Origin of the sequence: Peptoniphilus sp. GNH, assembly GCA_021307325.1 — a bacterium.
Lineage (GTDB): Bacteria > Bacillota > Clostridia > Tissierellales > Peptoniphilaceae > KA00134.
Genome location: CP089931.1, coordinates 1591296 through 1611361, shown reverse-complemented (window position 1 = coordinate 1611361; position 20066 = coordinate 1591296). Strand labels below are relative to the sequence as shown.

Below are 20066 nucleotides of genomic sequence, written 5' to 3'. Positions count from 1 at the left end.
AAGAAAGAAGGTGATTATATGACAAGAGAAGATACCGCTTGTTTCTCTGCTAAAAGTGCAGACTCATTAGCTGATTCCAAAGACATAGCAAATCATGTCAGGTCAAGTGATGACAGCTTGTTTGCACTTTCTCGTCAAGAGTTTTTGCAGCACTTTCAAGGACTTATCAAGGCATCTATCAGAAAGTATTGCTACTTTCCTGAAGACTTCGATGACCTATTCCAAGACGGTTGCATAGTCGCCTTAAACTGCCTAGACACTTACAAAAAAGAAAGAGGGATAAGCCTAGATGCCTATGTGGCATCCTATTTGCGCTTTTATTTTTTAAAAACTCGCAAATATCTAGAGAACAGGCCCTCCATCAGCCTAGACGAGAAAAGAGACGAAGGCGACCTGCACGAAATCTTGGACTCGGGGATAGACCTCGAAGGCGATTTTTTTAGAAATTTTGACGACAATTTCTTGAACTTCGTTCTAAAAAAGCTGACCAAAAGGCAAAGGCAAATCATATTTTTCTTCTATTACAAACAAATGTCCATAAAGGCAATAGGAGATGCCCTAGCCATCAGTCCAAACACAGTAAGAAATCTAAAATCAAGCGCCATAAAGGCCTTGAGAAACTATTTTGAAAAGGAGGATCTAATATGAAAATTCAAAAACTGCTCGTGAAGTGCAACTACTCATCCCGTCAAGGCTCACCCATAAGCTACATTGTCATCCATGACACCGCAAATGTGAATAGAACTGCCACAGCCTATAATCACTTTCGATTTTTCTCTTCAAAAAGAGGTGCATCAGCCCACTATTTTGTAGACGAAAATGGCATCATCCAAATAATCGAAGACGCAAATTCAGCCTGGCACGTCGGCGACGGTCGGGGCAGGTTCGGCATTTTAAATCGCAACTCTATCGGAGTAGAAATGTGTGTCAACAAGGGAGCAGACTTTTCCAAGACCTTCGAGACCACTTTAAGGCTCACATCCTATCTAATGGACAAGCACAAGATAGACCTAGACCATGTTGTAAGGCATTTTGACGCTTCTCGCAAGATGTGCCCCTTTTCTCTATCCTATGACAAGTGGGAAGGCTGGAGACTTTTTAAAACAAAATTAAAAGCTCTTAGAGCATGATATTTTAGGCAATTTTAATTTATAAAACTTGGGTGTGTATTTTTAAGTTTTGGAGATTGCCTATTGCAACTGATTTTAAGCTAAGGCTTATGATCTTAGAAAGGGAAAATTTTGAATAAAATTAAATATTTTTTGTGAAATAGCTGGAGTTTTGTGGGTCTGGCTATTTTTTTTGTGTTTCTGTTTTTTGTTCTAGAGTTTTTTCGGGTTGGTGTTTGGGTTTTGTTTTTGTGTTGTTGTTGAGGGTGAGATTTTTTGAGGGTTGGTTTGCTTGTGGGGGTTTTTGTGTTGTTGTTGGGTGTGAGATTTTTTGAGGGTTGGTGTTTGGTTTGGGTTTTTGTGTTTGTGTTTTTTTTCTAGCGTTTTTTAGGGTTGGTGTTTGGTTTGGGTTTTGGGTGTGGGGTTTTTGTTCTCGTGTTTTTTCGGGTTTATTTTTGGCATAAAAATACCAGCTCTGTGGCTGGTGTTTGTTTTGTTTTTTTTATATAATTTTCTTAGAGGACATACAGATGGTTTGCTCCAATCTCTAAGGATTGGGGGTGATGGCATGACTGATTATGAATTGTTGCCTTTGATGATAAAGATTTTTATGTTGGTTGTCGCTATATTTACCCTATTTCAAAATAGGAAATAAAATCAAAAACCTACCTGTATTTGCTATCTTTAGGTAGGTTTTTTTAACACTTAATGGAGCAAGCCGTCTTTAACGGTGTCCTCTTTACATATCTATTATATCATTAATTTTAAATTTGTATAGTTTTCAGGCTTAATTGGGGCGAGTTTTTGCTTTAATTAGGCTTTTTTGATTTCAAGGAGAGGGAGATTTTTTTCGGGTTCTCGTGTCTATTGGGTTTGTGGGTGTGGGGGTCTTGTTCTCGTGTTTTTTCGGGTTGGTTTTTTGTTTTGTTTTTGTTTGCAAGGAGGGGGCTAGGGGCGACGATGCCCCTTCCCCCTCCTTGACCACCCCTGCACCCTACTTACTGGTTGTCAGAAAAAATCTCCAAGCCTAGAAATTCAATAACTCGCTTTGCTCAGACATTTGAATTTCTTTTACGGCTTGTCGATTTTTTCTTTCTTTTTGGTGTGGGGATTGAGGGTTAGATTTTTTGTGAGGTTTTATGCTTGTGGGGTTGGTGGGTGTTGTTGTTGAGGGTGAGATTTTTTTCGGGTTGCTGTGGATATGGGGTTGGTGATGTGGGGATTGGGTTCTCGTGTTTTTTCGGGTGAATGTGCTTATGGGGTTGGCGATGTTTGAATTGAAGAGGTTAGATTTTTTTCGGGTTGGTTTGCTTATAGTGTTGGTGATGTGGTGAGAGTTTGTTCTCGTGTTTTTTCGGGTGGGATGGGTGATTTGGGTCTTGTCTTGGCTTTTACTTATGGATATAATATATAGAGTAAAATACTAGTATTTAAAAAAGGAGATTTAAATGATTACTAAAGATTTATTGATAGGTCAAATGATACACAAGCACCCTCAAACTGCCAGGACTTTGATGGAGTATGGCATGGGCTGTGTGATGTGTCCGTCTAGCCAAATGGAGACTCTCGAGGAGGCTGCCATGGTACATGGGATGGATCTGGAAGGGCTTTTGAAGGCTCTTAATGAAAGCGTGGATGCTGAATAAAATCGGGGCAGATGTCTGCCCCTTTTTGTTTGCAAATGATTATAGATTTTATGTATAAAAAAAGAAAGTCGAATATTCGACTTTCTTTTTATTTTAAGAATTACTTCTTATCTTTCTACCTTTACAGGTACAACTACTGATTCATTACCATAAGTTAAAGTAATGTTAGCAGTGTATTTGTCTGCTTCTCCTGGGATAGCAGTAAGTTCAGAAGCTGAAACCTTTACATCTGCAAAATGCTTGTTTACAGTTGCATTAAGTTTAGCATTTGCTGCTTTAACAAGTTCTTCTGCTGTAAATGCTGCTGGAGCTGTGATTTGAACTGGATTTCCAATTGTAGTCTTAGCTTCTGCAACAAGTTTAACTTCAATTCTCTTTTCAAGAGCTGCTTTTGTTGTTCCTTCAGGAAGTGCAGCTACTTTTGCCTTAGCGGCATTAAGATTAGCTTCGTTTACAGCACCTTCGAAAGTTGTTACAGCTGTTGTTGCGTCATTAGTATCCTTAGTGATGTTTTGAGCTATTCTATAAACTGCGAAGCTTTCAACTTTTCCGTAGTAGTTTTGAACTTGTACATATCTGAATACTGGTTCAATTCTGATTTCATCATTAAGAGCAACATTCAATACGTCGTTGTCAGTAACAGCTACAGTATTTCTGTAAGCTCCGTCAAGATAAGTTACTAGACTAACTCCGTTGAATTTTTCAACACTTAGAACTTTAACAGTCTTAGCATCTTTAACCATTCCGTTTGGAAGATCTCCAGGAACGTTGTTCTTTGGAACTACAGAAATTAGAGTAATTTCCTTGTTTGCTTCACCAAATTTAACTTGTACATAAGCGCCTTCTCTGATTTCGTTTGCGAACCAAGTGTCGATATCTCTTGCAACACCGTAAACTTGTTCTCCTCTTCCATCAGAAAGCTTGATAGCTGTTGTGTAACCATTTACAAATGGAAGACCATTTTGTCCTCTTGTGTAAATCTTTTCAACTTTGAAAGTTGGAGTCTTATCATAGTCAATTTCAGTTTCAATTGTTCCATTGTAACCATTTAGATTAACGATATCGTACTTGTCAGCCTTGTAAGCATATGGATAGTACTTGTAATCGCCAAGTTTGTATTCTTTTGCTTCAGTAGCCTTTTCGCCAGCTTCTTGAGCAAGAACTGAATAGTTAGATATTACAGGGTTAGAAATTCTTACAAGATCTCCTCTTAGGTTTGTCTTATCAACTTGGTTGAATACAACTAGTCTTGCAATTCTTCTGCCTGATACTTCTACCTTTTCAAATCCTAGGTATACTCTATTAGCAAATTCAGTTTCATATTTGAAGTAAGATCTGATATCTGACATAGATTTAACTTCTTTTACTCTACCCTTGTTTACATCTGCTACAAAGTAACGAGTATGAGAGTCAGTGTCAATCTTAGCAAGTTTAGCTTCTTTGAAAGTTAGGTTAGCTTTTCTAAGATCAACTGTTCCGTTGTCATGATCATCAGCTATTGGTGCCCATCCTTGAGTCTTAAGGTCAAGGTGTTCTGGGTTACCAAGTTGGATAATGTGAGTTACATTACCATCTTTGTCTGCAAGTACTCTTACTAGAGATCCGATATAGTATCCTGATCCGTAAGTTACATAAGTCATCCATCCGATTGGGTGGTAAGGTGTAGTTGCATCCTTAGCTTCTGCAGGAACGAAGTTAGTCTTTTCGTTTACTTTGAATTCAACGTCTTTTTCGATTCCACCAAGAGTGATCTTGTCGTTTGTAGCCTTAGAGATTACGCCGATAGTTTCATTTGATGGGTAAAGTCTCCATTCTTTCATTGCAAACATTGCATTGTAAATCATTGTGAATGCGTCTTTTCTTGTTGCATTGTCGTTTGAGTTTGCAACTGTTACGCCTTCAAGAATGCCCATTTCTGCTGCATATCTCATCCATTGTGATGGCCAGTCAGCGTTTGCTTTTACTAGAAGATCCTTAGTAAGGTCTTTCTTTGCAAGCACTACAAGCATCTTTGCAAGTTCTGCATAAGATACGTTCCATTTTCCTTCGAATTTGCCACTTGGGTATCCGTTTAGGAATGGAAGTCCATTTGCTGGAGATGGAGAAGTTGAACCAACTGTGATAAATCCGTTAGCCCAGTATCCTGCTTCTACATCTTTGAATGGTCTTACTGCTCCTTTTAGTTGTTCTGCTAGGTCTTGTTTACCAATAGCGTAAACTAAAAGTTTTGTTACTTCTGCTCTTTGGATTGTCTTGTCAAGTGCTAGATCGTTGTTCTTTTCGTCTTCGTTTACTTTACGACCTTCAACGATTTTTACGTCTTGTAGCCATTGAATCTTAGCGTCTGATGAAGTTAATTTTGGAACTTCTTTTGTCTTTTCCTTAACTTCTGCTTTTGCTTCAGCGGCGAAGACAGATCCGAATGTTCCTAGTACCATTACTAGTGCTAGTACTAGAGAAAGAATTCTTTTGTTCATTTGTCTTTCGACCTCCTTAAAAATTTTGTAGACCTACAAAAGTCTTAAACTTTTGCCCCATGTCTTTCTCATGGGATAAGAGGCAAGGCAAATAAATTTCCTTTTGTTTGGAATATTTAGTTGTCATTGTTCTCTTATGTCATCATTATACATCAGCCCGGGCCAAAATAAAATTACAAGTATGTTACATAATATGGTCAAGTTGTAATTTTGTTTGGGGGGGTGACTTTTTATATTATATAGGAGTTTTTTTATTTTGCAATGTGGAGGAGATGGGTTTTATTTTTTGTTTTTGTTTGTAAGGAGGGGGCTAGGGGCGACGATGCCCCTTCCCCCTCCTTGACCACCCCTGCACCCTACTTACTGGTTGTCAGAAAAAATCTCCAAGCCTAGAAATTCAATAACTCGCTTTGCTCAGACATTTGAATTTCTTTTACGGCTTGTCGATTTTTTCTTTCTTTTTGGTGTGGGGATTGAGGTTTAGATTTTTTGTGAGGTTTTGTGCTTATGGGGGTTGTGAGTGTGAGGATTGAGGTCTAGATTTTTTTCAGGTTAATCTGCTTATAGGGTTGGTTGGTGTAGGGGTTTTGTTCTCGTGTTTTTTCGAGTTGGTTTGCTTATAGTGTTGGTGATGTGGTGAGAGTTTGTTCTCGTATTTTTGTGGGTTGGTTTTTTGGTTTGGGTTTTTGTTTGCAAGGAGGGGGCTAGGGGCGACGATGCCCCTTCCCCCTCCTTGACCTCCCCTCTACCCTACTTACTGGTTGTCAGAAAAAATCTCCAAGCCTAGAAATTCAATAACTCGCTTTGCTCAAACATTTGAATTTCTTTTACGGCTTGTCGATTTTTTCTTTCTTTTTGGTGTTGTTGTTGAGTTCTCGTGTTTTTTCGGGTTGATGTGGATATGTGGGTTGTGAGTGTGGGGATTGGGTTCTCATGTTTTTTCGGGTGAATGTGCTTGTGGGGTTGGTGGGTGTGGATTGAAGGGTTAGATTTTTTGTGAGGTTTTGTGCTTATGGGGTTGGTGATGTGGGGATTGGGTTCTCGTGTTTTTTGGGGTTTGGGATATAAAAATACCAGCTCTTGGCTGGTGTTTTTGTGTTTGTATGAGTTATATGTCGTAATCGAATTGGTCTATGGATTTTTTTCTTTCTAGGTCTTCTTCTGTTAGGAAGTCTATTTCTTTCATGTTGTTGATGCTTGCGATGATTGATGTGGGGAAGGTGACTAGTTCTTGGTTGTAGAGGCTGATGTTGCTGTTTACTATTCTTTTTGCTGCTGCCAATTTTTCGTTTTCGTCATCTATTTCGTCTTGCAGGTTTACAAATTCGGCTGATGATTTCAAGTCTGGATAGGCTTCTGCCAGAGCATAAATCCCTTTTATGGCATCGTTTTGGCTTTTCATTGTCATGTTGGCTGCTGTGATGCCGCCTTCTTGTCTTAGTTTTATGGTTTCTGTCAGGGTGTCCGTCTCGTGCTTGGCAAATGATTTGGCGACTTTTAGCATTTGTGAAATGGTGTCGTATCTTTTGGCAAGGGCTATGTCTACGTTTCTCTTGGATTCTTTTATGACTATTTTGTGTCTTCTTAGTCTATTGGATGTCGATGTAAACCAAGAGAAAGCGACTAATATTACTATGATAATAAATAAATATCCCATATATTCTCCTCTAAAATTTTTCCATTATAAGATTCATTAGTGTATAGAAATCTGCGAGCTTGGTTCTTATTTCTTCGTATTCGCTTGATAGTGAAATTTTGTCTACTAGCTGGGGTATTATCGGCAGGGTTAGGATGTGTTTTCCCGATTGGAAGGCTATTGATACGTACTCGTCATTCATATAGATGGCGACTTTCATTTTTTTGCGCATATCGGTCAATAGTTCCAAGATTCTGGCATCTAGTATGAAACGAGTGTAGAAGTCGTCTGTCGAAAAAATAGAATAGAGGTTGTTGAACTCGATGGACTCGGTTTGGATTTCTTTTTCTTCGCCTCTTCTTCCTCCGTAGGCTCCGTTGCTTTTGTTGCCGAGGGCCTTTTTGGTTGAGGGTACTACTCTTATGTGTCCTTTTATGCCTGTGTTTACAGATGCCATGAGGACTTGACCTCTAAAGTCTGTCACTTCTTCCGTCTTGCCCTTATTTTGTATTTCGTCATGGACTGCTATCATGTTACAAAATTCCGTCTTGTATTCGTCTGCGAATGTTATATGACAGCTTGATGTGTATCTGTCGGAGCGATGCAGGAGATTTTCGAAAACGGCTTGGTCCATGCTGCCGAAGTAGTCGATTTTGGTGCCGGGTAAAATTTTTTTAAATATGGGGTCTAAGAAGTTGTTTACATAGGCTGTGGCAAGGTAGTTTTTGTTGCGCTCAGAGTAGCTCGACCAATATTTTATTAGAATGGCTATGACTATTATGGCGTATATTTTTATGAAGGAGTACAGGATAAGGCCTCCTATGATGCCTATAAGACCAAAGACGTAGGATTCGGTCATGCGATTTTTTATATCTTTTCTGATGTCATCAAGTCTTTTTTTGGCTTCCGGTGTGGTTTCGATTTTTTTAATCTCGTCTACAATTGCCGGGTCCGAAAATATTTCTCTGGACTTCATTTTTCTAAAACACCTCCTGGGTCTTTTATGTATTTAATAATGTTAATCAATGAGCTTTTGACAATATAGTTTTACCACAAGTTTTTTTGTCTTGTCAAAATTTTTTCATTTTTTATTTTTCTTAATCTCGGCTTTAATTTAAAGCTTTTTATGGAGTTAGGTTTGCAAAAATTTTTTCAAGTTCTCGGCGTATTCTCTGGGGTGTTCGTGGAGGAATTGTCCATGACCCATGCCTTGAAAGACTTGGCTTTTCATTTGTGGAAGGTAGGCTTTTAAGAGCTTTTGTCCTCTTGCTGGCAGGGGCTCTTCGCTTCCTCTTATGAAGAGGACTTGACCTCTAAAGTTTCTCAAATTGTCTTTTATCTTGTAATGGTAGATGTATTTGCAGGCATTTTGAATGGTTTTTTTGCTGATTTGCGGATACATCATTTCGATGATGCTCTTGTTGCCCTTGCCCATGATTTTGTCTAGCAAAAACTCGGGGATGGGTTTTTTATTTTTTATTCTTTGAGTGCCGATGATAAAGGCTAGGGTAAAGGGCAGGGCCATCCAGCCCATTTCTATTGTGATGGCTGCATCTAATAGGACTTTGTCTGTGGAGATTTTACCTCTTGATATCAGATCTACTGCCAGAGTCGCTCCCATGGAGAAGCCACAGATGCAATGGACTCTTTTATCCATTTCTTTTAATATGTAGTTTTCTATTGCTAGCATGCTATCTTTAGGGGATGTCATGTCGCCTTTTTTATAAGCGCAATGGCCATCTAGCTCGCAAAAGATCACATGGTAGTCTTTTAGGTAGGGCAAGAGGGGTTTGAAGCAGAGATCTGCTGTCGAGGCAAGCCCATGGATAAAGAGGATGGACTTGTTTTCCCTTTCCCCATATGTGGTGAATTTCATTTTATTCCTCTTTTGTGATTTTGTGCCGTCTTTGTGTAATTTATTTATGTAAGTTAGTTTTTGGTGAGTTTTAAGCTTAAAGACCTGTGACTTTAAAATCTGTTTATGTATCAATAGCTCTTATCGTTTTATATTATAGCACTCTTGGGCGGTCGGGGTGATGTATTTTAGAGTTTAAAGGCATCGTCATATATATATTTGTATATTTTTCTTTAAGGATAGTTTAAAAATAATATTCAATTATTTATCTGAATTTCGAAGGACGAATTTTATTATGGCCATAAAAAGAGCCATGCTCTTTTTATAAATTTTCAAAAGCTTTATATGAATATATAAATTATTACAATAAAGAAAAAATTTAAAATAAAACAAAATGGATGCCGCCTGCGAAGTATAGGCTAGCATCCACTAAAACTAACTAAGTAAATATGGTGTCCCTTTTTATGAGTAGATATTATTTTTGAGTTTTTTGTTAAAGTTTTTTATTTGGATTTTTTAAAGGGCATGTTTTATTTTAAAAATTCCCCTTATACATCTACATCTATTTTGGTAGTGGGCCATGATTTTCTAAGCTCTTTGTAAGATATCAAAAAGTTTGCAAGCCAACCTAATGGTACGGCGAGCCAGACAAAGGCAATGCCAAAACGTGGAGCGAAAATCAAGGCAACCGACATGCGTATGGCAAGATTTACAAGATTTGCAATAAGGAAGGGGCGCATTATGCCGAGGCCTCTTAGGACTCCATCTGTTGCCATTTTTGCATGATGGGGGCGAGATTTCTTTCGGATTGATTTTTGATTTGGATCTTTGTGTTTATGTTTTTTTGTTCTAGATTGTTTAAGATTGTTTGCTTGTTGGGTTGGTTTACGAGTGGTTTTTATCAAATGAATTACAAACAATATACACTAATCTTTCACAAACGTTTATTATAATTTTGGCTACACCGTGTTTGAGAACACTTTTGACTGGGTTAAAAATCTAAAAATCTTGTGAGGTGATATTATGAGTAAGTATAAACTTTTTATTTCTTTTTTGCTTATCGCTTTAATTGTTATGAGCTTTAAGTTTCTAAAAAAAGATTTAAATGAAGTTTCTAGCAAGAATGATAAAGAAAGGATTGATAATAAGATGACTGATGTTAAAGATAAAAATGTAATTTATTTGGCTGGAGGATGTTTTTGGGGAATTGAAGGATATTTCAAAAAGATTCCCGGTGTTATTGATACTACTGTAGGATATGCTAATGGAAAAACTAAAGATACTGATTATAAAAAAATAAGTGAGACTGATCACAGCGAGACCGTAAAAGTAAATTATGATAGAGATAGGGTTTCTCTTCAAGAGCTTTTGGAACATTATTTTAGAATAATCGATCCTACATCTATAAATAAACAAGGAAATGACAGGGGTAGGCAATATAGGACTGGCATTTATTACACTGATCGAAATGATAAGCTTGTAATAGATGAGATTATAAGACAAAAGCAAGATGAATATGATGGCAAAATTGTTGTTGAGGTGGAGCCTTTGAATAATTTTGTTCGTGGAGAAGATTATCATCAAGATTATTTGGATAAAAACCCCGGTGGATACTGCCACATAAATCTTTCGTTAGTTAATAAACCTTTGCAAGCAAAAAATAAACTAATTAAGAAAAATGAAAAGGAGCTAAGAGCAAAACTAACTGAAGAGCAATATAGTGTAACTCAAAAAAATGCTACTGAAAGGGCGTTTACTTCTGAATATGATGATTTTAATGAGCCTGGAATCTATGTTGATATTGTCAGTGGAGAGCCTTTATTCTCTTCAAAAGATAAGTATGATGCCGGCTGTGGCTGGCCTTCTTTTACTAAACCTATTGATTCAAATATAAATTATAAAAGCGATAGTTCATTCAATATGAATAGGGTTGAAGTTAGAAGTAAAAGTGGAGATTCTCATCTTGGTCATGTGTTTGACGATGGTCCTAAGGATAAGGGCGGTGCAAGATATTGTATTAATGGTGCTGCTTTGAGATTTGTCCCATTAAGCGATATGGAAGAGCAAGGATATGGGGACTATATAGACAAGGTTAAATAATTTTCCAGTACTTCTTTTGATAAAAAAATGTATCAACTTAAATCATAATATAAGGTTTAGTGTTGATACATTTTTTATTTCTCTTTATTTTTTCATTTTTATATTCTAAGGTTTTACTTGATTGTACGTAATCTTTAAATTATATATAATCCATGATAAAACCATAGATTATATATAATTTTTTATCAAAGACAAAAACAATTGTGATATATGTCTAAATTATAAACCTCATTTCAAATTATTTTTTTAATTGATTTTTGTTTAATTCAGATCTTGCAATTTTTAATAATTTATAATTATACCTAACAAGGTATAATTATAACTCTCTGTCTATTTTGGTAGTGGGCCATGATTTTCTAAGCTCTTTGTAAGATATCAAAAAGTTTGCAAGCCAACCTAATGGTACGGCGAGCCAGACAAAGGCAATGCCAAAACGTGGAGCGAAAATCAAGGCAACCGACATGCGTATGGCAAGATTTACAAGATTTGCAATAAGGAAGGGCCGCATTATGCCGAGGCCTCTTAGGACTCCATCTGTTGCCATTTTGATGCCCATAAAGATGAAGAAATATCCCAGCCATTTCATGTAATCTCCCGAGACTTGATAGGCTAGAGTGCTTCCGTCTTTACCCAAAAATAGCGAAGATATTTTATAGTGAAAGGCTTCTATGACTACAAAGGCTAGGACTGCAAAAGATAAGTCCAAGATGAGTGCGGCATGGTAGCCTTTTTTAAGTCTTTCAATTTTATTTGCTCCAAAATTTTGAGAAATATAGGCAGAGATGGAATTGCCAATTGACACAAACATCAGCGAAAAGACATTCTCTACTCGCATCGTGGCTGAGTAACCTGCAAGGGCCTGGGTGCCAAAGGGGTTTACAACTGCCTGTACAATCATCATGCCTACTGAAACGGTGGACTGTTGGAGAACTGACGGTATGGCAATTTTAAGCATGGAGTGCAACTCATACCTATCGAAGTACTTGAAGCCGCTTTTAAAGTGCCGCATCCGATAAAGAAAAATTAAAAGCGAAAACACTGCCGAGATCCCTTGCGAAATTAAAGTTGCAAGGGCTGCCCCAAATACTCCAAGTCTCAGGCTTGCCACCATCCAGATGTCCATAAAAATATTTAAGACTGATGAGAAAATCAAAAGTGCCAGAGGAATTTTTGATTCGCCAATCGAGATAAACATGGTCGAGAGAATGTTGTACATAAATAAAAATGGAAAGCCCAGAAAATAAATCCTAAGATACAAGACGGCATCATCCATTATATCTGTCGGGGTTTTTAATAGGCTCATCATAAATTTCGACAGGCAAAAGCCAAATATCCCAAGGACTATGCTTAAAAGCAAAAAGCTAATCAAGGAAGTGGATACAATTGTTTTCATTCTATTGTAATTTCTGGCTCCAAAATATCTACTCACCAGTACACCAGCACCCACTCCCGCTCCTAGGGCTATACAGATAAAGACATTGGTAAGGGCTGCGCAGGCGCCCACAGCTGCAAGAGCAGAAGAGCCCACAAACTGACCTACTATTATCGAATCTGCCATATTATATACTTGTTGAAAAAAGCTGCCGATAATCATGGGCATGGCGAAAACTGTCAAGGCTTTGAGGGGTGGGTCTGTGATTAAATATTCATCTTTTGACATGCTTTATTACTCCTATATTTTTATCTCGGTTTTTGGGGATTTGTCTATGCCTTTTTGCTCCAAGTGTTTGGCATAAAGATTGCCAAGACTGGGAACAACTCAAGTCTACCCATGATCATGCCGATTGTGAGGGCAAGCTTACTTATGTTTCCATAAAAGGCAAAGTTGCCACTTGGACCTACTGCCCCGACTCCAGGGCCGATATTGTTTAAGGTCGCTGCAACTGCCGAAAATGCCGTCACAAAGTCTGGCGAATCTAGGGAAACTATGAGAAGTAGCACCGAAAAGACTCCCACATAAATGGAAAGATAGAGTAGCACACTTTTTACAAGTCCTTCTGCCAGGGTCTTGTCTCCATCTCTTATGGCTATGACCCTTCTGGGGTTTAGGTAGAGTTTGATTTCATTTACTGCCGATTTGAAGAGGACGAGGACTCTGGATACCTTGATGCCTCCGGCGGTAGAACCAGCGCATGAGCCTATGAACATGAGTAGAAGTAAGACTACATGGGAAAACAAAGGCCACATACCAAAGTCGATTGTGGCATAGCCTGTCGTGGATATGATTGATGATACCGAGAAAAAGGCATCTCTTAGCATATCAAAAAAGCTGTCATAGCGGGTGTGGATATTAAGGCAAATGAGAAATACTGCCCCGAGTATGATAGCTAAAAAAGCTTTTAGCTCTTCGCTTTTTAGGGCATCTCTTATCCTACCCCTTACCATGAGAAAGTAGAGGTTGAAGTTGACTCCAAAGACTATCATGCCGACTCCTAAAATCCATTCTATGGTCGAGTTTTGGAAGTAGGCAACGGAGGCCTGCTTGTTGGAAAATCCTCCTGTGCCGGCAGCTCCAAAGGCGTGAATCATGGCATCAAAGGGCTTCATGCCTGCCAAAATCAAAACCAAAATCAGAACCAAGGTCATGATTATATAAATTCTATATAAAATTTTTGCGCTTATTGACATCTTGGAAACGAGTTTACCAAAAACGGGACCCGGGCTTTCTGCCTTGGCTATGAAAACAGAGCCTTTTGAGTCGTTCTCAGACTTGGGGGCTATGGCAAGGGCAAAAATCAAAATCCCCATACCGCCTATGAAGTGGGTAAAGGAGCGCCAAAATAAAAGTGAGTTGGGTAGGGCTTCCACATCTTGTAGGATGGTGGCACCAGTTGTTGTAAAGCCGGATGCTGTCTCGAAAATGGCATCTACGAGGGAGCCTACATAGCCTGAAAAGACAAAGGGCAGAGCACCAAAAAATGACATCAAAAACCAAGTTAGACTTACTATGCCAAAACCGTCTTTGAGATTGTAACTGGATTTTTGGGGTTTTACTCGGGCAAATAGGATGCCTACCAAGAGTAAAATTACTATGGTCTTTAAAAGAGAAAGGCTCACTTTTATATTTTCCCTATAATAGATGGACAGGGCCAGGGGCAAGATAAGCAAAAGCCCCTCTATTTTTAATATTCTTCCTAGAGTGTTTATAACTAATTTTTTATTCATATTTACACCAAGATGTCATCTAAGGATATTATATTTTCTTGAGTTGTGACTACGATGACATGGTCTTTAGGCAGAATTTTGCTTTCGCCATTTGGCAAAATCAAATCTCTACCTCTTTGAATAGAGGCAATCAGGGTATTTTCTTTTGTCTTTAAATCTTTTAGCTTGGTATCTAAGATTTTTAGGTCATCGCCTGCTAAAAACTGCATGGCTTCTACCCTTCTGCCGGCGAGTCTGTAAAGTTTTTCAACCGGTGAATTGTCTGCTGCTATTATAGATCTTACAAATCTTATAATCTGATCTGATACTATGGACTTGGGGGTGATTATTGAGTCTATGCCAAAATGTCCCAGAATTTTAAGCATGGAAGTCCTAGATACCTTGGCTATGGATTTATTTACACCTCTGTGCTTGGCAAAGACTGAAAGGATTACATTTTCTTCGTCTATACCCGTCAAGGCTATACAGGCTTCATAATTTCCTATTCCTTCTTCTTCAAGCACGTCTTGATCTGTGCCATCGGCATTTATGACGGTGATTTCAGGAAAGGATGATGCCAAAAATTTGGCTCTTTCCAAATCGGTTTCTATGATTTTTATGTCAACTTTTCTTTGTAGAAGTCTTTTAATCAAGTAGTAGGCTACCCTACCTCCTCCTATCATTATGGCTGATGAGATTGGCTTTTTGCTCTTGCCGAGCATAGAATAAAATTTCGCAAGGGCCTCGTTGTCGCCTAGGACATGGATTTTGTCTCCAGCCATGAGGCAGCAAGAGCCAGATGGGATAAAGACTTTGCCCTCTCTTTCTATGATGCAAACCAAGAGGGGACTGCCCAAATTTTTGCCGACTTCTGTAAGGCTCAAGCCATTTATCACTGATTCTTTCTCAAGCTCCAATTCAACTATGTTTAGCTTGCCGCCTGCAAAGGATTCGACATTAAGAGCTGTCGGGAATTTCAAATTTCTAGAAATTGTTTTGGCAGCTTCTTCTTCCGGGTTTAGGATTGTTGTTATTTCAAGAGATCGCTTTATAAAATCTACACTTTCTGAATATTGTGGATTTCTTACTCTTGCCATGGTGTGCCTAGCACCGAGTTTTTTGGCTATGATACAAGCCACTAGATTTAACTCGTCAGATTCTGAGACAGCCAAAAAAATGTCGGCATCCTTGACGCCGGCTTCTGTCTGCACATTTACATCTGTTCCATTTCCGAGCACAGCTTGAATGTCGCACTGGTCAAAAATATTTTCGACAACCGCTTGATTTTTATCAATTAAAACGACGTCGCAAGAATTGGCAAGATCAATACACAGAGCCTCGCCAACTTTTCCGCCGCCTACAATTACAACTTTCATTATCTTTCCTCCATAATGCAATGATAGCAAAAAATAGCCATATAAGCAAAATTATTAGCTGCCCAAACTAATTTTAAGCAGCTAATAATTTCAGTTTTCTTATTTTAAAAAATTTACTTGAACATTCTTTCATAGAGGTCTTCGTAAAAGGGTTTTGAGTTCATAAATTCAGCAATCAAATAAGCTATTAAACTGACAATGCCAAGTTCTAGCAAGTATTCAAAGCCCCCTGCTGTCATTTCTACCATAAGTATTACTGCTGTTATGGGAGATCTTACTATGGCTGAAAAATGGCCACAAATTCCAAGTACAGTAAAGACTATTATCATTTCATTTCCAATGATGCCAAGGCTTGCAAGAAAAGAGCCGAATATGTTTCCAAGAAGGGCGCCAATTACTACCAAGGGCACTAGACTGCCTCCGGGAACGCTGACTCCAAAACAGATTGCCAAGAGAAATATTTTCAAAAAGTAAAAGGCTATTAGGGTCGCTAGGGAGAAGTTGTCCTCCAAGGGCAGGGCTATGAGATTTTCTCCAGCAGCAAAGAGCCTGCTATCTGCAAGGATGATGATACCTGTGATTAAAAATGGCAGCAAAAATTTTATAAAAGAATTTATTTTTATTTTTTTAAAGACATCCTTGGCTCCTATTACGACGAAGTTAAAAAAGACACCCGATAAGCCTGCAAGGATTGCAAAGAGTAGTACATAGCCATAAAAACTATTACTCAAACCAGTCATCCTCGGCAGTTCTTTTAGCACATAGTGTTTGCCAAAAACTACATTAGAAAAAACAACTGCAGAAAAGACAGTAAGAGCAGATGAGAGAAAAATCTTCCTATCTGTTTTTTTAAACATCTCTTCGATTGCAAAAAGGATCCCTGAAATGGGTGCATTAAAAGCAACGGCAAGACCTGCTCCCGCCCCAGAGCCTAAAAAGTATTTTTTATCCTTTTTGTCTTTTGCCAAGGATGAAAAAGCTTCGCCTACTAGCCCACCAAGTTGGACAGATGGGCCTTCCCTGCCAAGGCTAAGGCCCGAACCAACAGTCATAATCGATGTGATAAATCTAAGCGGCAGAGTGATTTTCCAGTTTACTTGGCATTTTTCATCTATTAGTCCATAGATGGTTGGGATACCAGAGCCTCTAGTGTTTTGGTCTTTTTTGGTAAGTAGATAGATAAGAGTTCCTAAGACCAAAAAAGCGGCTAGGAAGGTCGCCCAACCAATAAAAGACCTATTTGAGTCTTTTAAAAATTCAAAGGCAAGTCCTGCAAATATGCCTATACCTTTTTTGAAAAGGGATACGACAAGGCCGGCAAATACACCAGTTAGAACATATAAAAAAAGGTTTCTTATGGATATGTCTCCGAGGATTTTCTTTTTTTCTTCTTGCAAGTTTAACATCTCCTATATTTTAATTTGGATTGGCAATAAAGAAGCGAGTCCGTCATTTCTAAAATTTCCTATAAATCTTTTTTTATTATATCAAAAAAAGAAGAAGAACTAAGAAAATTCTTCTTCTCTTGTTTGTGAGGATAATACGTTTCATTAATAAAATTTTGGTGTGTCTTAAATTTCCATTTCCAAAAGTGCCATGGACAAACTCTTGCCGTGCTTATCTAGGGACAAGGATCTGGTAACTCCTCCTCCCAAGGTCTTGTCTAGAACAAAGTTAAGAGCACCAACTGAGTCAAGCTCATATCTTACAACTTCTCCATGGCAAATTTCCTTGAAGTATTCTTTTACCACTTGAGCTGTAACCTTGTCTTTAAGGGTTTGATAGTCTTCTTTCTTGTAGGCTATGAGAGATATGTTTGAGATATCTCCCTTATCGCCTGTCCTTGAATGGGCTATGTCTTTTAATCTCATCTTATACCTCCAAATAATTTACTTGTGCCTTTACCGCTTCTCTCGGCACAAAGATTGAACAAATCGAAACTACATCTGAAACTTTTTTAGTGGCTCCACCACCGCCAGCTGGTCCATTTGTATAAAGGGCCTCAACTTCGTTTCCAATCAGGGCTGCGTTTTTTCTGTCCTCAGTCCTTGCTGCTATTCTCAATCTTATTTCTGGGAAGATTTCTGGAGCATATTGGCTGGAAATTTTATCTGCATAAAGAGAATTGTAGCCAAGGTATTCAACCTTGATTTCATCATATTTGCATCCGACAATTTCAAGTCTTTTTAAGACAACATCAGCTGCCAACTTAGCTCTTTGTAGAGAATTTCTTCCGCCGTAGGAAATTTCTCCTTCTCCTATGAAACAATCATTGTAGCCTATGCTTACCTTTAAAGTTTCAGGCTTGTCATGGGAATCTGCATTTCTAACTGCCACCTTGTCTTTTCCAATTTCTTCAAATTCAACCTTTGAAAAATCAGCATTTACATCTGGTGTCATATACATTTTTGGATTGTGAATTTCGTAAATCATTTGCTCTTTTAAGGTATCCGGGCTTACAAGTCCTCCCGCTTCTTCAACCTTAGTTACGAAAAATTCTCCATTTTCTTTTATCTCTACAATCGGAAAACCAAGTCTTTCCAGATTGGGGACTTCCTTATAGCCTGGATCAGCATAATAGCCACCCGTTGCTTGGCCTCCACACTCTAAAAGATGACCTGCAAGAGTCGCTTGGCCAAGTTCTTTTTTATTTTTTTCAAGAGTCCAGCCAAATTCATAGCAAAGAGGTCCAATTGTAAGGGCTGGGTCTGATACACGACCTGTGATTACAATGTCCGCTCCGTTTTCAAGGGCTTCCATTATACCATCTGCACCCATGTAGACATTAGCTGAAATAAATTTGTCTTTCATTTCTCCAAGAGTTTTGTCAAATTCCAAGATCTTATTGTCATAGTAAGAAGAGATTCTATCTGCTATATCATCCCCTGTCACATAGGCTATCTTGATGCCTTTTACATTTAATCTCTTGGCGATTTCTGCTGTCACCCTTGCTGCTTCTACTGGATTTGCAGCACCCATGTTGGTTATGACTTTTACCTTGTTTTGCTTAACAAGGGGAAGGATTCTTTCCATTCTGTATTCTAGCAATTGGTTGTAGCCCTTTTTAGGGTCTTTTAACTTGTCCATTTGTCCTATTGCTATTGTTCTTTCTGCAAGGCACTCGAAGATTATATAGTCGAGATCTCCTTTTTCCATCAGTTCTACGGCAGGCTCAATCCTGTCGCCGGCATAGCCTGCGCCGCTGCCAATTCTAATCTTTTTCATCTTTATCTCCTTTCAAGAGTCACAGATTCAAAGGGGCAGTCCAAGCCGCCCCTATATCTGAGGCTTTTTAAAACAGTTTAATTTAGATAGCTATTGCTCCAACAATAACTGCCACAATAAGCATTACAATTGCATTTAAAAATGCAAATGGAATTGTGGATTTTTGGTGTTCTCCCAAGTCTATTCCTGCAAGACCTGTAAGTAGGAAGGTCGCTCCTGTAAGTGGAGAGATTGGAAAACCGGTTGTCATTTGTCCGATTATAGACGCTCTACCAACCATTACAGGGTCTACGCCAAAGGCTTGAACTGCAGTAGATATTACAGGAAGCACTCCATAGTAGTATGAATCTGGGTCAAATACCAAGGATAGAGGCATTGAGAAAATACCAGTTATCACTGGAATTTTTGTTCCAAGGCCTACTGGAATCAATTCCACAAGAGCATGGGCCATGGCATCAAGCATGCCAGAACCCTTTACAATTCCTGTAAAAGAACCAGCCGCAAAAAGCATACTTGCCATCATGAGAGCTGATGGAGCGTGCTTGTCTACAAGCTTTCTTTGTTGTTTTTGGTCTGGATAATTTATAATCATGGCTAGGGCAGTTGCGATCATAAATACTGCTGCTGGTGGCAAGATATTCTTTATAAGAACTACTATTGCTACAATTATGAGAATCACGTTTACAGGGAAAAGCTTAGGTCTTTTCATTGCTTCTGATTCGGAGTCTTTCTTTTCATTTGCCGCTTCTTTTACAGAGTCAACATTTTCAAGAGATTTTCCTATTCTAGCTTTTTCTCTCTTTCCTAAAAAGACAGATACCAAAAGAATGAAGATTATACCTGCTCCAAGAGCTGGCAACATTGGTGTAAAGACATCAGCTGCAGTAGAGTTTAGAGCTGTTATGGCACGAATTGTCGGGCCGCCCCAAGGTAGCATGTTCATAGTACCTGCTCCAAGAGCTGCACAAGTTGCAAGTGTTGTCTTTCTCATGCCAAGTTTTTCATAAAGTGGTAACATGGCAGGTATTACGATTAGGAAGGTAACTGCTCCAGAGCCGTCTAAGTGAACCAAGCAAGCAAGAATTGTAGTTCCAAGACAAATTTTTACCGGATCTTTTCCTACAATTTTTAAAGTTCTTTCGATTATAGGGTCAAATGTTCCGGCATCTGTTAGGATTCCAAAAAACAAAATTGCGAATATAAACATTACTCCCGTAGGGGCTATGTTTTTTAATCCATTAGTTATAAGCTTACCGAGGGTCGCCTCTTCTACTGTTATAAGGTCGAGTCCTCTTGCCAAAAGATATCCCAAAATTGGCACTATTATAAGAGCCAAGAGGGTCGAGAGTCTTTTGGTCATAATCAATCCCAACATGATTAGGATGGTCAAAAGACCTATCAATGCTAAATTCATAAATAATTCCTCCTTGATTTTAAGGTCGGATGAAATTCCCACTAATATGTAACAAATTATTGTTAGCTTATTTATGGACTTATT

General features: G+C 38.5%; 16 protein-coding genes. 4 read left to right on the top strand and 12 right to left on the bottom strand.

What is annotated here, in order from left to right:
- Positions 1-18 precede the first annotated feature (18 nt).
- The 3 genes from LV469_07750 to LV469_07740 all read left to right on the top strand — a co-directional run bounded on the left by LV469_07750 (position 19) and on the right by LV469_07740 (position 2755).
- On the top strand, positions 19-648 hold the full coding sequence (locus tag LV469_07750) for a sigma-70 family RNA polymerase sigma factor (GenBank protein ID UHR02529.1): 630 nt from the start codon (positions 19-21) through the stop codon (positions 646-648).
- Positions 645-1130 carry an N-acetylmuramoyl-L-alanine amidase gene (locus tag LV469_07745; protein UHR02528.1) on the top strand — a complete coding sequence of 162 codons (486 nt, stop codon included), beginning with the start codon at positions 645-647 and terminating at the stop codon, positions 1128-1130. The genes LV469_07750 and LV469_07745 overlap by 4 nt, the downstream gene beginning before the upstream one ends.
- A 1427-nt stretch (positions 1131-2557) precedes the next feature.
- A complete protein-coding gene (locus LV469_07740; GenBank protein ID UHR02527.1) occupies positions 2558-2755 on the top strand; it encodes a DUF1858 domain-containing protein in 198 nt (65 codons plus the stop codon).
- A 107-nt stretch (positions 2756-2862) separates the two neighbouring features.
- On the opposite strand, the gene LV469_07735 is transcribed toward LV469_07740, so the two are convergent.
- The 5 genes from LV469_07735 to LV469_07715 form a co-directional block, all read right to left on the bottom strand.
- Complete coding sequence (locus LV469_07735) at positions 2863-5232, bottom strand: hypothetical protein (protein UHR02526.1); 2370 nt, start codon at positions 5230-5232, stop codon at positions 2863-2865.
- A gap of 1108 nt (positions 5233-6340) precedes the next feature.
- Positions 6341-6889 (bottom strand): LemA family protein, encoded by a 549-nt coding sequence (locus LV469_07730; protein UHR02525.1) that lies wholly within the window; start codon positions 6887-6889, stop codon positions 6341-6343.
- 10 nt (positions 6890-6899) lie between these two features.
- Positions 6900-7844 carry a DUF3137 domain-containing protein gene (locus LV469_07725; protein ID UHR02524.1) on the bottom strand — a complete coding sequence of 315 codons (945 nt, stop codon included), beginning with the start codon at positions 7842-7844 and terminating at the stop codon, positions 6900-6902.
- A gap of 156 nt (positions 7845-8000) precedes the next feature.
- Entirely contained in the window at positions 8001-8744 is a 744-nt protein-coding gene (locus LV469_07720; GenBank protein ID UHR02523.1) for an alpha/beta hydrolase, read from the bottom strand.
- 527 nt (positions 8745-9271) lie between these two features.
- Positions 9272-9499 (bottom strand): hypothetical protein, encoded by a 228-nt coding sequence (locus LV469_07715; protein UHR02522.1) that lies wholly within the window; start codon positions 9497-9499, stop codon positions 9272-9274.
- A 373-nt stretch (positions 9500-9872) separates the two neighbouring features.
- Here LV469_07715 and msrB point away from each other — a divergent pair, with 373 nt between their 5' ends.
- Positions 9873-10823, top strand: coding sequence for a peptide-methionine (R)-S-oxide reductase MsrB (gene msrB / locus LV469_07710; protein UHR03601.1), 951 nt, complete (start codon positions 9873-9875; stop codon positions 10821-10823).
- A 316-nt stretch (positions 10824-11139) separates the two neighbouring features.
- Here msrB and LV469_07705 read toward each other — a convergent pair whose 3' ends face one another.
- The 7 genes from LV469_07705 to LV469_07675 form a co-directional block, all read right to left on the bottom strand.
- Positions 11140-12483 carry an MATE family efflux transporter gene (locus tag LV469_07705; protein ID UHR02521.1) on the bottom strand — a complete coding sequence of 448 codons (1344 nt, stop codon included), beginning with the start codon at positions 12481-12483 and terminating at the stop codon, positions 11140-11142.
- 44 nt (positions 12484-12527) lie between these two features.
- Positions 12528-13988, bottom strand: a complete 1461-nt coding sequence (locus LV469_07700) for a TrkH family potassium uptake protein (GenBank protein ID UHR02520.1) — start codon at positions 13986-13988, stop codon at positions 12528-12530.
- Positions 13989-13990: 2 nt separating this feature from the next.
- Positions 13991-15343, bottom strand: coding sequence for a Trk system potassium transporter TrkA (gene trkA / locus LV469_07695; GenBank protein ID UHR02519.1), 1353 nt, complete (start codon positions 15341-15343; stop codon positions 13991-13993).
- Positions 15344-15456: 113 nt separating this feature from the next.
- Positions 15457-16740, bottom strand: coding sequence for a ClC family H(+)/Cl(-) exchange transporter (locus LV469_07690; GenBank protein UHR02518.1), 1284 nt, complete (start codon positions 16738-16740; stop codon positions 15457-15459).
- A gap of 174 nt (positions 16741-16914) precedes the next feature.
- Positions 16915-17214: a hypothetical protein gene (locus tag LV469_07685; protein UHR02517.1), complete on the bottom strand. Its 300-nt coding sequence runs from the start codon at positions 17212-17214 to the stop codon at positions 16915-16917.
- Position 17215: 1 nt separating this feature from the next.
- Positions 17216-18568, bottom strand: a complete 1353-nt coding sequence (locus tag LV469_07680; protein ID UHR02516.1) for a DUF1446 domain-containing protein — start codon at positions 18566-18568, stop codon at positions 17216-17218.
- An 82-nt stretch (positions 18569-18650) separates the two neighbouring features.
- Complete coding sequence (locus LV469_07675; GenBank protein UHR02515.1) at positions 18651-19982, bottom strand: citrate:proton symporter; 1332 nt, start codon at positions 19980-19982, stop codon at positions 18651-18653.
- Positions 19983-20066: the final 84 nt, after the last annotated feature.

Coding starts and splice junctions, on each gene's coding strand:
- LV469_07680 (UHR02516.1), bottom strand. CDS start 18,568: ATGAAAAAGATTAGAATTGGCAGCGGCGCAGGCTATGCCGGCGACAGG.
- LV469_07725 (UHR02524.1), bottom strand. CDS start 7,844: ATGAAGTCCAGAGAAATATTTTCGGACCCGGCAATTGTAGACGAGATT.
- LV469_07700 (UHR02520.1), bottom strand. CDS start 13,988: ATGAATAAAAAATTAGTTATAAACACTCTAGGAAGAATATTAAAAATA.
- LV469_07730 (UHR02525.1), bottom strand. CDS start 6,889: ATGGGATATTTATTTATTATCATAGTAATATTAGTCGCTTTCTCTTGG.
- trkA (UHR02519.1), bottom strand. CDS start 15,343: ATGAAAGTTGTAATTGTAGGCGGCGGAAAAGTTGGCGAGGCTCTGTGT.
- LV469_07715 (UHR02522.1), bottom strand. CDS start 9,499: ATGGCAACAGATGGAGTCCTAAGAGGCCTCGGCATAATGCGCCCCTTC.
- LV469_07735 (UHR02526.1), bottom strand. CDS start 5,232: ATGAACAAAAGAATTCTTTCTCTAGTACTAGCACTAGTAATGGTACTA.
- LV469_07750 (UHR02529.1), top strand. CDS start 19: ATGACAAGAGAAGATACCGCTTGTTTCTCTGCTAAAAGTGCAGACTCA.
- LV469_07675 (UHR02515.1), bottom strand. CDS start 19,982: ATGAATTTAGCATTGATAGGTCTTTTGACCATCCTAATCATGTTGGGA.
- LV469_07705 (UHR02521.1), bottom strand. CDS start 12,483: ATGTCAAAAGATGAATATTTAATCACAGACCCACCCCTCAAAGCCTTG.
- LV469_07740 (UHR02527.1), top strand. CDS start 2,558: ATGATTACTAAAGATTTATTGATAGGTCAAATGATACACAAGCACCCT.
- msrB (UHR03601.1), top strand. CDS start 9,873: ATGACTGATGTTAAAGATAAAAATGTAATTTATTTGGCTGGAGGATGT.
- LV469_07720 (UHR02523.1), bottom strand. CDS start 8,744: ATGAAATTCACCACATATGGGGAAAGGGAAAACAAGTCCATCCTCTTT.
- LV469_07745 (UHR02528.1), top strand. CDS start 645: ATGAAAATTCAAAAACTGCTCGTGAAGTGCAACTACTCATCCCGTCAA.
- LV469_07685 (UHR02517.1), bottom strand. CDS start 17,214: ATGAGATTAAAAGACATAGCCCATTCAAGGACAGGCGATAAGGGAGAT.